The organism is Blautia massiliensis (ex Durand et al. 2017) (assembly GCF_001487165.1).
GTDB lineage: Bacteria > Bacillota > Clostridia > Lachnospirales > Lachnospiraceae > Blautia_A > Blautia_A fusiformis.
This window is the reverse complement of sequence record NZ_LN913006.1, coordinates 2543973-2558254: the sequence shown is the minus strand read 5'-3', so window position 1 is coordinate 2558254 and position 14282 is coordinate 2543973. Positions and strand designations below refer to the sequence as shown.

The 14282-nt window shown below is 41.3% G+C and carries 16 protein-coding genes and 1 pseudogene; all 17 read right to left on the bottom strand.

Annotation, left to right across the window (positions count from 1 at the left end; translation table 11 throughout):
- Positions 1-5: 5 nt before the first annotated feature.
- Positions 6-1013 (bottom strand): C40 family peptidase, encoded by a 1008-nt coding sequence (locus tag BN3261_RS12700; protein ID WP_003431918.1) that lies wholly within the window; start codon positions 1011-1013, stop codon positions 6-8.
- Positions 1010-3220, bottom strand: coding sequence for a CD3337/EF1877 family mobilome membrane protein (locus tag BN3261_RS12695; RefSeq protein ID WP_059086443.1), 2211 nt, complete (start codon positions 3218-3220; stop codon positions 1010-1012). The genes BN3261_RS12700 and BN3261_RS12695 overlap by 4 nt, the downstream gene beginning before the upstream one ends.
- The gene (locus BN3261_RS12690) at positions 3220-5670 is read right to left on the bottom strand and encodes a conjugal transfer ATPase TcpF (RefSeq protein WP_059086442.1); all 2451 of its coding nucleotides are present in this window, start codon (positions 5668-5670) and stop codon (positions 3220-3222) included. The genes BN3261_RS12695 and BN3261_RS12690 overlap by 1 nt, the downstream gene beginning before the upstream one ends.
- Positions 5648-6046, bottom strand: a complete 399-nt coding sequence (locus BN3261_RS12685; RefSeq protein ID WP_003061368.1) for a conjugal transfer protein — start codon at positions 6044-6046, stop codon at positions 5648-5650. The genes BN3261_RS12690 and BN3261_RS12685 overlap by 23 nt, the downstream gene beginning before the upstream one ends.
- A 109-nt stretch (positions 6047-6155) precedes the next feature.
- Positions 6156-6659 (bottom strand): antirestriction protein ArdA, encoded by a 504-nt coding sequence (locus tag BN3261_RS12680; RefSeq protein ID WP_059086441.1) that lies wholly within the window; start codon positions 6657-6659, stop codon positions 6156-6158.
- 17 nt (positions 6660-6676) lie between these two features.
- Positions 6677-7180 (bottom strand): antirestriction protein ArdA, encoded by a 504-nt coding sequence (locus BN3261_RS12675; RefSeq protein WP_059086440.1) that lies wholly within the window; start codon positions 7178-7180, stop codon positions 6677-6679.
- Entirely contained in the window at positions 7099-7395 is a 297-nt protein-coding gene (locus tag BN3261_RS17380) for a hypothetical protein (RefSeq protein WP_005339688.1), read from the bottom strand. The genes BN3261_RS12675 and BN3261_RS17380 overlap by 82 nt, the downstream gene beginning before the upstream one ends.
- A gap of 99 nt (positions 7396-7494) precedes the next feature.
- Positions 7495-7968, bottom strand: coding sequence for a GNAT family N-acetyltransferase (locus BN3261_RS12670; protein ID WP_005339691.1), 474 nt, complete (start codon positions 7966-7968; stop codon positions 7495-7497).
- Positions 7969-8174: 206 nt separating this feature from the next.
- On the bottom strand, positions 8175-8771 hold the full coding sequence (locus BN3261_RS12665; RefSeq protein WP_006857107.1) for a VanZ family protein: 597 nt from the start codon (positions 8769-8771) through the stop codon (positions 8175-8177).
- A gap of 143 nt (positions 8772-8914) precedes the next feature.
- Positions 8915-9136, bottom strand: coding sequence for a hypothetical protein (locus tag BN3261_RS12660; protein ID WP_003060793.1), 222 nt, complete (start codon positions 9134-9136; stop codon positions 8915-8917).
- Positions 9137-9250: pseudogene (locus BN3261_RS17760) on the bottom strand (DUF3789 domain-containing protein); the annotation flags it as partial.
- A gap of 33 nt (positions 9251-9283) precedes the next feature.
- Positions 9284-10480, bottom strand: a complete 1197-nt coding sequence (gene mobT, locus BN3261_RS12650; RefSeq protein WP_059086439.1) for a MobT family relaxase — start codon at positions 10478-10480, stop codon at positions 9284-9286.
- Positions 10481-10629: 149 nt separating this feature from the next.
- Positions 10630-11121: a hypothetical protein gene (locus BN3261_RS12645; RefSeq protein ID WP_235812382.1), complete on the bottom strand. Its 492-nt coding sequence runs from the start codon at positions 11119-11121 to the stop codon at positions 10630-10632.
- Positions 11114-12505: an FtsK/SpoIIIE domain-containing protein gene (locus tag BN3261_RS12640; protein ID WP_059086438.1), complete on the bottom strand. Its 1392-nt coding sequence runs from the start codon at positions 12503-12505 to the stop codon at positions 11114-11116. The genes BN3261_RS12645 and BN3261_RS12640 overlap by 8 nt, the downstream gene beginning before the upstream one ends.
- Before the next feature lie 98 nt (positions 12506-12603).
- A complete protein-coding gene (locus tag BN3261_RS12635; RefSeq protein WP_010723735.1) occupies positions 12604-13368 on the bottom strand; it encodes an MBL fold metallo-hydrolase in 765 nt (254 codons plus the stop codon).
- Between the two features lie 101 nt (positions 13369-13469).
- Complete coding sequence (locus BN3261_RS12630) at positions 13470-13853, bottom strand: YdcP family protein (RefSeq protein ID WP_059086437.1); 384 nt, start codon at positions 13851-13853, stop codon at positions 13470-13472.
- 15 nt (positions 13854-13868) lie between these two features.
- Positions 13869-14195: a YdcP family protein gene (locus BN3261_RS12625; RefSeq protein ID WP_059086436.1), complete on the bottom strand. Its 327-nt coding sequence runs from the start codon at positions 14193-14195 to the stop codon at positions 13869-13871.
- Positions 14196-14282 lie beyond the last annotated feature (87 nt).

Below are 14282 nucleotides of genomic sequence, written 5' to 3'. Positions count from 1 at the left end.
CCTTTCTATTGTTTTACTCGTCCTGCACCGATTAAGTGCTGTTGCCAGTAACTACTGCTTAGGTCTGCATATCCTATCGGGTCGCCTGCATGGTACATCTGGTTATTTCCCACATATATTCCCACATGGGTTACATACGAACCAGCATTATAGGTGGAATGGAAAAACACCAAGTCCCCAGCCTTTGCCTGCGAGAGTGGAAGATGTTGGGTAGCGTCATACTGTGCTTGTGCTGTTCTCGGTAAGGAGATACCAGCTTTTCCATAGCACCATTGCACAAGTCCGCTACAATCAAAGGAAGTGTTCGGGTTACTGCCACCATACACATACTTCCAGCCTTGATATTTCAACGCTTCATTCATAATCGCTTGTGCCGTCGCATTATCAAAATGTGCCACAGTCAGATATTGATTGACTAATTCCACATAGAACATATTTCCATAGCCATACCGCCAGCCCCCGTTCTTCGCAACAGCTATCGGGTTGGTGTAGGTTACTTTCTTTCCGCCCGATTTCTCACGGGCGAAGCTCTCTGCAAGATTGTAGGTATGTTTCTTTCCTTTTCCTGCCACATATCCCACATAACCACCGCCATAGTTATAGGACTGTATCGCTACATTCAAATCGTCGATACCTTGATTTTTGCAGGAAGAAAGCAGGGACGCAAAATATTTACACCCCTGCTTGATTGAGCTTTCTGTATCTAAAGAGTTGGGCGGTAGTCCCAGACTTTCTGAACTCTGCATAACATCTTCTGCCGTACCGCCACTTTCTACTTGAATGATAGCCAGTAGCACATTGACATACTCGGAAATGCCGTATTCCCTGGCATATTTTTCCACCATAGGCTGATGTTTCAAGACTTCTGCGGATAAGTTCATACCCGTAATGCCAGAAGAAAAGTTACTGTTCTCGTCGTCGCTGTCCGCACTAATCAAGACACCAAAGAAAAGCACCAGAGAAAAGAGGATAGGAAACAGACTGCCAATGATAGCGATATGTTTCAGTTTCATTTTTTCTTCTGTCCTTTCTTCATTACAAGACTACGGTTCTTTTCGGTATGTTCTGTTGTACGCTTTGATTGTTCAAAGGTCTGTGTCTTTGTAGTACGCTCTGCTTTGTAGTTCTGGCGTGTTTCCTGCGATACCACTTTTTCTACATTCTGCCTATGTACTGGCTGTACAGACTGGGTCGCTTTTCTATCAGAAGCACCAGAAGATAGCGGACGCTCTTTCACAATATTTGTCTTGACTGGCTCGCTTGCTTTTGAAGTGGTCGCTGTGGCAGGGCGTTTGACTTCCTGCGTCTTTTCCATACTCGGCTTTGGAATGGTTGAAGCCGTGGCTGGTCGCTCATGGGGACGGGTAGCTCCCGTTGTCGCTGATCCGTCAGCCTTTCGCTGTGCCTGCCTTGCTTCTTGTGCCTTTTGAAGCTCCATACGCTTATCGGCGATATTTTGTCTATGCTGTGTCTGCTTTTCCAATCGTCCCGTTTGTCTGGACTGCTGTTCCTGCACCATACCACGCTTGAAGTCAGATACGCTGGACTTTGCCTTTTCCTTTGCGGAATATACCGCATAAGCGGTCTGTGTCGGCATATCCTTGATGTTTTCTTTGACAGCATTTGCCTTGTCTTTCACTTTATTTTTCGTATCTAAGACAGCACCCACCTTTGAGCCTGCTCGCTGTCCCATGCTGGAAGTGGTATTGCCCCGATTTTCTTTAGAAGCTGTATTTTTTCTTTCCGCTCGTTTGCCAGCAACGGCACTTCCAGCCACCGCACCAGCCACACCACCCGAAATACCGCCAGCACTTACTGCCCTTGCAATACGGTGTTCCATACGCCTAGCCCTATGTCGCATAAACAGATACGGTCTGCGGAAAATCCTGCGTCCCATGCTTTGACTGTCGTTAGCATTCAAAGAGAACATACTCATTAAGTCGCCCAGCTTCATGTAGATACCAGCGAAACACACTATCTGCAAGAACGCCACCATGAAAAACGGATAGTCCGTAGATATGTTATAAAACATACTGGAAATACTGAACGCCACCGTTACAATGAGCGTTATTCCTGCCCGTGTCATTATGGTATTAAATACCCTTACGATTGCCTGCTTTGCCATGCTTTCATAGCTCGGTATCATAGAGAGCAAGAAACTAATAGGCAGGAACATAGCGAAGATAATAAAAAGTATCTGGCTAAATAACATCATGCCCGTAAGCAAGAATACAAATATTGTTATCCCTAAATTGAAGAACAATAGGAAGAACACCATACCTAAACGGTTTACCACCTGCGGTATCGTCAGATTGTTGTTGTCGTTGTCCTCGATTTCTGTTTTCACGACTTCCTCTCTGGTCTTTCCGTCCTCGTCCTCTGGGCTTGCCGATACGAGAGCTTCTACACGGTCTGCCCCGATTTCCTCTGCGTTGCTGTTTCCAAATTGCAGAAGTAGCCACGGCTGTTCCACTTGAATAGAAAATAAGCTGTCCCGTATCAAGTCTACGCTGTCCTTGCCCTCGCTGTCAGAGTTGGGGAGCATGATTTTTGTTCCCAAATCAAGTGAAGCGGTACTGATGTCTGATGAAAATTCATTTATCTTCTTGATGTAATCGGGAGCATAGGCGATAAACGAAGCGGACAGTACGAACACCACTACAAAGTTGATAACGGCGTGAAGTGCCTTGCTGGTTTCCCGTTTGATAAGTCCCGTATAGGCAACATAAAGTCCCACCACTAAGATAATGAGAAGCAGGAAACCAACATAAAAGCCCGTAGAAGAAAAGCCGTTCTGTGTTACGCCTGCAAGGGTCTGTATGCTCTTTCCGATACTGTCTGCCATATCGTTAATGAAGTCCAGCTTATAGGCTTCCTGCACCACATAGCCCGTAGCATTGCTTAAATAAAGGCTTATCGTCCAGACAAAGTTGGTAATGCAGTAAAGCCCGTACTGCACCGATTTTCCAATCCCGTCCAGCCAGTTCCACGGCAACCACGACCAGCTATTATCCACATAAAAATCAAGCTGGTAGTTGGAAAGGGGATATTTTGAGTAAAGATTTTCTGCGTTTATGGTATCGTCCACAAGCCCCGTTGCATGAGCCACCGTCCCCAGAAGTGAAAGCAGGATAAGGGAGAGTGCCACCACGAACAGAGCCATTTTGAGAAAGTGGAAAATCTTCTTTTTTGTGAACGCACCTTTTATCCTTTCTTTCATCACTCCACCTCATTTCTCTGTACGGGCGGTCTGGTATCAAAGGCGTGTAGCAGTTCTTCAAAGACGGGGTGTATCTGCACCACACCGACACGTCCGTATAAGTCCTGTAATAAACATTGTCCGTTCTCCAAATCACGCAGGCGTTTCTGGTTGTTCTCATCGTCCTTGTCGATACCGAAAAATTCTAAGGTCTGTTTTATCTCGTTGATGTCAGTAGAACGAAAGGCAAACTTCAAGCCGATATTGTTTTTCAGACTTTCCTTTGACACGTCCCCAGAAGATTGTGTAACAAAATAAACGCCTGCCTGCATAGCTCGTCCAGCACGAACCAGCTTGTTAGAGAGCGTTTCTCCTTGTGCTACATTTAAGAACGCCCACGCTTCATCAAGGTCTACAATCTTAAAAATGCTTCTGTCGCTGTGAATGAAGTCGAGTGCAAAGGTACTAATCACAATCAGCATAGACACCGACAATAATTCAATGGTCGTGTATTCATTAAAAGTGGTGTCTTTATCTGGCAATACTAAGTCCGCTACTTGAATGATATTGAGCTGATTATCTAGGCTGATTGTATTTTTTACTGTCCCGTCTGAAAACAATAAATGTGCAAAATCATAGTTCGTAAAACTGGCAATATGATTTGCAATATGGTTCGCAATCGGCGTATTTTCTTTCCGTAATTCTGTGATAACATTTAACAGCCCTCGGTGTTCGCTTTCAGATACATTGCTGATTGCACTAATAAGCACAGGAAATTTATCTCCGTCACGGGTAGAGATACCCGTTAAGAATGTTAAAATTTCTTTTGCCAGCGTCGCTCCGTCCTCTTTGTCTTTCATAATCACAAATGGGTCAAGAAGTCCTGCATTGTCCTTGTCGCTGGTTAAGTTTACGATATTGATTTCATGGGCGATTTCTGGGAGCGTTTCTTTCCAGTTGCCACGCTCTGATTTTGGGTCTAAGATAACCGCTTGTCCCCCAAAGAGAACCGAATAATACACCAGAAGATTGTTGCAGAACGACTTACCACCGCCAAGCGAACCGACAAAAGCAGAAGCAAGGGCATTTGTAACTGTGCCTTTTACGCCCTGCGAAGCTAAAGACGGTTGCAGGTACACATTTCTTCCCGTATCAACGGAATAGCCCATATAGATACCCGTAGTTTCCCCTAACTGCTGTGTCGCTCCAAAGCCAAGCCCTGCCAAGAAATCTGATTTTACATACTGCACATAGTCGTTGATATATCGCTTGCTGGCAGGTAAAAATTCAGAATGAAGCCCCAGCATATCCCCAGCAGGACGCACCAGCTTTACATTGAGGTCGTCGTAAAAGTCCTTGACTTCATCACAACGGCGTTTTAATTCGTCCAAATCATCAGCCGATACACGCACTACATAAGAGAGCTTATACATACTTTCTTTTGTCTGGTCTAAGTCTGTTTCCAGCTCGTCCACGCTGTCTAATGCGTCCACCACGTTGGAGCTGGTTTCACTTCCTGCTTGATAAGCGTGATTGTCAAGGTCTTTCAATTCCTTTTTCTTGTTGCGGACGGTTGTTAATGCTTTACGGTTCTCCACGATTTCTACATTCATAGAAGTATCAACGGGGAATGTGAATTGCTGTTGCTGGAAATAGAAGATTTCAGACGACGGAAAATCAAGCTCCCCGACAATCGCATTGACGGTAAAATAGGACACATAGCTTTCCTTGTCCTCATGCTCCAAGCGTAAATACCGCTGGCTTTCCTCAATCACACACCTTGTCGGACGGATAAGGTCGTAGTATTTTATCAGCGTTTCTTTGTTCAATTTTTTCTTTGGTAGCTGGTACTCATAATCTTCATAGGCGATACCGTCCCTGCCGTAAAGATGTTCCATGAGATACCCAAAATCATTGATTTCCAAGCGACGCACCTTAAAGCGACGGGAGATTTTATTTTCCAGTAACTTTTCCATTTTCATGTAACGGTTGATTTCATCATTCGGCATGGAAACAAAGTCATTCATCAGCGTGTGGTTCACTTCATGGAGAAATTCCGTGAACGTCAGCCATGCCGATTTTTTGATGTTCTTCAGATTGAGCTGTTCTTCCGTAACCATGAGCTTAAAGCCAAGAAAAAAGCGGTAGTCCACTTGATTGTCCCCAATCATAGATACTAACGCTTCGGTCTGCTCGTCTATCTTCTGGCAGGCAACTTCCTTTAATTTTCCAGTTACCAGTTTCTTTGACTGTTCCTGCTGACTTCGGATTGAGCTTTCTGTGGCAATCTGCAAGGCATGAATTTTACCCTCACGGGACTGTGCGATAAGCTGTCGAAAGCTGTCATGCACGATAAATTTCTGCTCTGCGGATAAGAAAGAATAGTTGTACGGTATCAGCTCATAGTAAGCGAACACCTCATTGTCCTTGTTCCAGACAAGGTTATTGTCAATATATTTTATCGGGAACATAGTTCACACTCCTTACTGCCGTGATTGTTTCATTGAGTATCTGCTTATGCAGTTTTACGGCTTTTCCTGCATAAGTGATTTTTGGTCGCAGGGCATAGGTTATCTGTGATTTCAAAAAGCTGTACGGCTTCTTTCCGTCAAAGGTTTTCTGCGACATAAACCATGTGAGAGCAACGGGAATACCAAAGTATTTGAGAAATGCTCCCTCAATCATGGAAAGTGGGGGAATATCCCCAAACAGAATGATGATAAATTCCGTAATCACAAACCATGTAATCTGTGTAAAGGTAACGGGAAAGGGCAAGTTAAAGTCATTGATTGCATACAAGACTTTTTCCACGTTCCAGATACCCGTATAAGATTTAATCTTTTTCAAGTTCTTTCAGCTCCTTTCAAAATAGAAAAGGACAGCCATGTTTCAGACTGTCCCTTAAAAGAGAAATACGCTGTCAGTAGCAACAATGCTTGTCGCTGATCTTCCAGCGTTAGTATGGTATCTCGCACATACCTCGGCTTGTTTCAATAAAGCAACCACCCATATCCAAATCTCGCCCGTAGGCTTCATAGTCAATGTAGTTCTGTAAGTGGGGTGGAATGTCGCCAAGTGCCTGCAATTCGTCTATGTAGTAGTAGGCAACGTCTGTCATGGTTTCACAGTCGGGATAATAATAAATATCGTCCTTGTGTTCCACGACTTCTTCCAGCGTCCCATAGTGGCTGATAAATTCGTCCAGACACTCTATGATATAATCGGGAAGTTCCTCTATCATTTCATACATAGAGTTCAGTTCTTCAATGGAAACATACTCGCCAATCGCAATGGGGAAGTTGTCGGTATCATGGATTGCGTATTCCTCATACTGTTCATTCAAGCCGATTTTTTCTTTTACATCTTCCTCGTCAATGGGAAACGTGAACCAAGCGCCGACTAAATAGCCCTCATTGTATTTGCCAAGATTAGTAATGTAAACCGCCATATCATCAATCATAAGCACCACCTCATTTCCTACTCTGGCAGTTCAAAGATACCGTGTTCTGTTACTAAAAATTTTCCGTGTTCCTGCAAGTGAGAAGCGTAGGCTTCAAAGTCAAAATAGTATTCTTGACAGTCCTCGGATAAATGTTTGAACGTCGGGTCGTTCATCAGCTTTTGCCTTGCAACATCAATCATGCTTTTGCAGTCGAGATAAACCGTAATCACGTTCCTGCAAATATAAAGTGCTTCTAAATTCTCAAACACCGTAAGAAGTGATACATATTCTTCCTGCATATCGCTTGAAAGCTGGCGGTACATAAAATCTAATTCGTTGAGCTGATACACTCTTGTATGTTCGTGGACTTCATCAGCATAAGGCAACACCTTTTCGATAATACGGTAATCCCCACTTTCTGCACCGATACCTAACTTTTCTTCAAACTCGGCAACATCTATCGGCAGGTCGAACCAGTATGATATTGTTTCTTCGCCAGTTGTTCCTTTCGTTTCCACCAGCACCCTTGTTTCCTGCATTGTTCCTCACGTCCTTTCTGTTGTTTCATCACATCTTTTAAGGTCTGGTACGACATACCAAACACATACTTTGAAAAATCTTCTAACTGTCTTTCTTCATAGTTGGCAGGGTTCAGTCGTTTCATTTCCTGCCACACCTTACGTTTGTAAGAGGGCAGGTCGGAAATGTATTCACAGCCGACTTTTGCCTGCATATCCTTAAAAATATCGTTCATGTCATCACTCCAATCTGATTTTAGGTAAGAAAAAAGCAGTCAATCCTAAGACTAACTGCTTTGTGTGTAGGGATATGAAATTGTAAACTAGATTGTTTGTTATAGATTTATAGTCATAATATATTCTTCGCTGTTTTCATCAACAACAAGAAAACCTGCTTTCTTATACATTTTTACTGCATAATTATTTTTCTGAACAGATAAGGAAATTTTTGAATAACCAAAAGATTTTTCCACCAACAATAACTGTTGCAATAATGAAGTTCCAATCCCTTGTCCTCTATACTTTTGAAAAACAGACATAGCAAGGGACGGTGTATCATTGTCAATGTGTCCGTAATCGTTCATTATTCGTACCCAAATAGCACCTACGACATTTCCTTGAACTTCCGCAACTAAAGCCCTATCATCTTTTCGCTTTCCAAATTCAAAAACATATTCTTGTAATTCTGGACAGTTAATTATTGATTTAGGTGGTGGCTCAACACCGTCTGGAATATAAATTGCTTCATACAAAAAGTCATTGAGTAAATCATATTCTGCTTTTTTAATTTCCCTTATGATATAATCCATAACTTGACTCCTAATCTATTTTATCTTTTTTCATACCCCGATTATACCATTCACATATAAGCACTACAACAAAATTTTATGCTTCGATAATCTTGTTGAAAAGTTCTAAGAGTATATCATTTCATCACTCCAATCTGAAATTTAGGTAAGAAAAAAGCAGTCAATCCTAAGACTAACTGCTTTTTGTGTAAATATTTTTGTTAGCACTAGAGAAAAATTCTCCAGTTGAATAATAGAAATTCTCCTAAAACTGCAAGAGTTAAATATACAATAGGTTCTAGTTTAGAAAGAGAAATAGATTTATGGTTAATATTTTTAAATAACCTTTTTGTCAATTTCCAAATAAAATATCCAATAACTGCCCCTAGCGTATTCATCATTAAATCATCAATATCTGTATTTCTCCGATTGAATAACTGGCAAAGTTCAATGGATAATGAAAAACCGAAGCCTATCATAAAAATTTTCAGAGGATTTCTGTATCGTTTCCAAATTAAAGGAATTAAAAAGCCCAGAGGTAAAAACATTATAATATTTAAAACATAAGTCATTATCCCCTCAGACTGAAACGGTAATAAATTGATTTCCTCTAATCTTATAATCGTATCATAATGTCCAATATCCCAAATACTACCTATACCTGCAACAGAGAACGTCAAGTAGATATATAACAGAAAAATATATACCCATACAAAATGAATTGCTTTGTTTTCTTGTTTTTTGTTTTGACGCTTGCAAATGATAAGCTGGTATAAGGAACAAGGAACTATAATACATAGCAAAGCATAAATTGTAGATAACATAGTAATCGTCCTTTCACAGTAATTTTAAATAAAATGATACAGTAAAAATCTTAAAAAGCACGAAAGAATGTATTTTGTTTTTATGAAAGATTTTATGTTATCATATCATTTTTTGCTCTGCAATTAAAGATAATTTCAATATTTTATGCACCGATAATCTTATTGAACAGCTCTAACAGTACATCTTTCACACCGCCAGCATTGAATACCAAGCCGACAGCAATTAAGGCAACTACCAAGAAGCCGATAAGTTTGGAAAACTCACGCTTGAAACCTAAGTAGATACCGATAACCACGATCGACATAAGCACCAAGCTCTGTGCATTTGATAAAAACCATTGATACAAATTTTGTCCGAAATTCATTTAATTGTCCTCGCTTTCTTTTAATTGTTTCATTTCATAGTCAGCTTCTTTACCGACATTCAAAATACACATCAAGACTACGCCGATACCCATTCCCATAGATACCAGCAGGAAGTCTTTTAATAATACCCACATTTTTTATCACTCCTAACTTTCCACCAAATCTTTTGCAGGGGTCGTCTGCTGTTTGATTATCATTTCATGCTTTTCTGTGAGTTTTGCCTGCTGTTCGATTGTTTCCATGTAGTCTGTACCGTTTCCCTTATCAATCTTTTTCAGCATTTTCAAGGTTGGTGCTACCTGCCTTTGTACCCAACGCAATGTACGGTCTAAGGTATAAGGCTCTGGCTTTGTCGTCAGCTTCAAACTCTGTCTGTTATCGCCGATAAACCAAGCCCAGCGGTCATTGAGTTTCCAGTCATTTTTTCGCTTGTCTGGTTCTTCATCAACAAACCGCACATACTGGTTGATGATAGAAAAGGCGGTCTGCTCTGCGTCATAATAGGTCAGCAAATCTCGTACTGCATAATAGGCACGTTCATTTCTAAGCCGTATCTCAAAACGGTTGATAATGTCGGCTTCTTCAAGCGGTGTCCCTAACTTGACGTACTGCTCATAGTCCTTTTCATAGATACAAAAATACACATCTGATTTCAGCGAACCAAGATAAAGGGTACGTCCCATATATTCTCTGTCGTCCTCTCTGTGCTTGATAAGCTCGCCCGACTGATAAAACTTATAGCTTCTGGACTTTCCGATATATTCCCGTTTCCTGCATTTTTCCGCAAGCTCTGGAATATCTAAAATGCCCGTATGGTCGTTGATAGCAAGGTCGATACGTTTCATCACGCCCCCGTCTATGAGTGCGTCCATGAGGAAGTCATACCAGCTTCTTTGCTGTGCCAGCAGGTAACTTTCAAACTGCCTGCAACCACGCCCCTTTAACTCTAAAAGGACACCTTTTTCTTCGTCAGCCGAAGTATAAATAAAGATGTCCCCTAAAGAGTAATGCTCCGTATAGCTGTAACGCCCGTAATCTTCATGGAGCATATAATTGATATTCAGTTTTAATATATCTTTGATGATGTGCTGTATATCCAATGTGGGAAAACGAATTTTCACATAATCAAACAGCATGGTAAGCGGTGCTTCTGGATTGAACCTTTCCAGTTCCTTATGCAGAGTATTAAGAAGTTCCTTTGACGGCTTCATTTTTCTACTTTCTATCTTGTTGAGATATTCCCTTGTGATACCAGAAGCCACCGCCAGCTTTCCTTGTGAGATACCGTAAGCAATCCGTTTCTCCCGTAATTCTTTTATCCATTGTTCTTCATTCAGAACCATACCCCCAATCTGTCAAGTGTGAAGTTTTTTAAGGCGACTTCACAGCCGATTTTTGCTAGAAAATCATGCCAGAAGCCTTATGTTTCCTATGTTTTTTGTCTATTGTCTATTTGCAAACGTACCCCTCTGTTAGATACCGAGGGGTTTAATCAGCGGACGGGACAAGTCCCGTCCGCCAAGAACGGAACTTGCGGTTGAGAACCGCAAAACCCGTCCTTGTCGTCCGTGTCTGTGTCCTGCTGTGAACCTTGTATGCCCTCATAGAGAACCGCAAAATCTATTCTTTCATCTGAAAGTGCTTCTTTCATTTCATCAGACAGTCCTCTAAGAAATACATTACATTGCAGACAAGACTTATCTAAAACTCGAAATCGAAAATAAATTATCCTGCTTTCAATGCAATGTCTGCTTTCCAACCTCATTCTAAACTTATGAGGAATGTTGATTTTTTCACGAATAACATCATCAATGATTTTATCTATCCTTGAATGAAATCGTAAATTTGGATTGACAGAATAATTTAAGAAACAATCTAACATATATTTCCTGCAATCCGCTGTAAAAATATCTGTATTCAAGCACAAACAGAGGTAATTTTTCTCTGTGGGTGTGTGATAAATATTTAATGTGTCCTTATTCAATCACATCTTCCTTTCCTTGTTGTTCTGGCATAGCTTGTCTTTCTTGTGCAAGCCTGCCGATAGTTTGTAAAAAATCATGTCCTTTTGGGACTAAAGGCGTGTAAAACTCACTTATAACACTTGTCCCCACATCACAGTAGCCACGCCCCTTGATACGCTTCTGGAAAAACTGCTTTTTCACATCTGAACCGAACAGCATACCGTAACCTAATTCGCTGATACGCCCCAATCCCACACGGAAATTGAAGTTATCTCTGATACCGTCCGAGAAATACTTTGCGTCTGGACGCTGGCAGGCAACAATAAGGAAATAACCTGCTTGTCGCCCTAACATAACGATTTTCTTTAACTGGCTAAGTAAACTCACGCTTTCTTTCGTCCCCAGCATTTCAAAAAACGCCACATATTCATCAAAGATAAGAAAGCAGGGTGGCAGTCCCAGATAGGCGTAGTTTTCACCCGTCTTATAGTTCGGGTGTCGTTTCATTTCCTCGCTTCGCTGTACCATGCCCTCATAAAAGGCATTGACGCAATCTATCATTTCTTCTTTGGTATGGTAGACGTTTGGCATGACCGTTCCTAAGTCCGCAAGGTCGCTATTCTTCGGGTCTAAGATATAAAGGACAGCGTTGGTATGGAGTAAGGCTTCAATGAGCGTCAGCAGAAAATAAGTTTTACCGCCACCAGTCCCACCAGCAATCAGAGCGTGAGGGAGTGCGTCATATTCCCAGACAAGATTTTTCATCAGCTTTAAACAGCCGTTTTCTGCCCGTACTTCATCAATGGTAATGCGGTTTGCTATCATATCATAAAGCAGGGTATATTCGATATAGCCGTCATGCAAAGTCTTGTCGGTCAGCTCACAATATAAACCACTTTCCAACTTATCCTCTAACCGTAAAAGCTGGTCTTGATATTTTCCCAGCGTGATTTCACAGCGGATATGAAGCAGTCCCTTTTCCATTTGATAATAAATCTTCGGAAACCAGACGATTTTTTCCCTTGATCTGCTTTGCAGGTCAGTAAAAAAACCGCTGTCTTGTACGGTATCGGCTTCATACCACTTATTTTCCAGTATCATTCTTGCCAGCTTTTGACGGTGCAGGAGCTTCTTGAAACCGTCGTAACAGAAGCGGTAATACCCAAAAGCGACCAATGCACAAACACCAGTCGCTATCCCTATGGTTATGAAGTTGTAAGGGGAAAGCGTCAAGCCGTTCTCTAACAAGCTGAAATGCTCCCAATCGGTACACATGAGCTGTTTCATATTCAGTAACAGGAGAACCGTCACGAATATAAACAGAAGCGTTCCTATGGAAAAGTGGTAGACAAGGTGCTTGTCGCTGGCTCTGATACGGTGTCCTTTGTTCCAAATCATACGCATAAATCAATCACTCCTTTCTGGGTATGAAAAAAGCAGTCAATCCTAAGACTAACTGCTTTGTGTGTAGGGATATAAAATTGTAAAACTAAGATTGCATTTCAGATATGGATTTGAAACCCCTCATAGCTGAAAATACCATTCCCTTGTTTTAATTTCCCTTCATTTGACAAGTTGTGAAAAGCTGTCTCTATCTTGTCAATTATAGTAACTGGAATAGATAAATGATGATGTCCTGGCAAAATTCGACTTATCTTTAAAGATTGAATTTTTCTAACAGACTTCCAAAATTCTTGTGGGTTTGTTGATGGATAAAAAGCATCAAGGCAACCGCTATATATCAAATCGCCGGAATACAGATATTTTCTATCCGCTTCATAGAAACAACAATGTCCGGGAGAATGACCGGGCGTGTGAATAACTACCAACTTTCTGTTCCCTAAGTCAATACAATCTTCATCATGTAAAATCATTTGCGGAACCCCTTGAAAAATCTGATATTTCTCTACATTAAAATCCGAGGGGAAATCACATGGATTGCACATAATATTGTTTTTTACCACTTGCAAAGGTATAGGGAATTTGACCGATAGCCATTCTTTTTCTGCTTCATGAACTGCAATAGACCGAAAATATTTATGTCCACCGATATGATCCCAATGAACATGAGTAGTGATTACTGTAACGGGCAGTTTCGTCAATCCATCAATAACCTCTCTGATGTTGGAAACACCTAAACCTGTATCAATCAGAATGGCTCTTTTTGTCCCACACAATAGATAACAATGTGTTTCTTCCCAGTGTCTGTATTCGCTGATGACGAATGTATCTTGGTCTATTTGTTCGACGGTAAACCAACTGTCCATATACTATTCTCACTCCCTAAAAATTTTAATTTGTCGCTTTCTTCATACCCATATTATAACAGTTCCGTATATCCTCTACAACGAAAATCTATTCAGCAAGTCTATTTTTTCGGTTGTCCCTGCGGTGCATGGTTTTGTGAAGTGCCTGTGTTCTGATTGCCTTTATTCTTCAGTACAATATCCTCTGCCTTTACATACCAGTCCACATCTGCACCACCAAACGTCTTTCTTGATACCGTATCGGCTACGGGATTGACAAGCTCCACAACTGCATTGTACGGAAATTCCCTTAGCGGTACTTCTGGCGGTACAGACACGGGGATAATTCCACCATGCAGACTGCACTTCAAATCATAGATACGCTTTTTAAGCTGGGTACTCGGTGTCCCGTCCTCATTCTGCAAGAACACATCACGCACCGCTGTAAATTTTAATTCTCCAAATGTTTTCTCTTTGTCAATAACAAATCCGTTTGATAATCTCATAAATGCTTCACTCCTTTACTTTTCTTCAACTGCTACAATATCATCAGCAAGCAACACATAATCGGTATGTCCCATATCCCCGATTGCGTAACCTCTGCCGTATAACTTCGGATTGACAAGTTTTACTTTCTGTTCATACTTGAACTTCTTTTCGCCAGCCTGCACGGGAATTTCCACTACAACATTTTCGCCTTTCTGTACGTCAGAATAAAGGTTATAGCTTCGTCTGGCTAAGACCCTGCGGTTATTTTTATCTCTTTCAAAGACTGGCTCGCTTTCGCCTGCAAATTCAAGAGTTCCAAAAGACTGTGCCATATCTGGCACGACATATTTCATTTCCATATTGTTTTACCTCGTTTCTTTCTATATTTGATTGTGATTTCTTATTCTGGCGGTTTGGAAAGTACCAGCAATCCCACAGATAGTAAA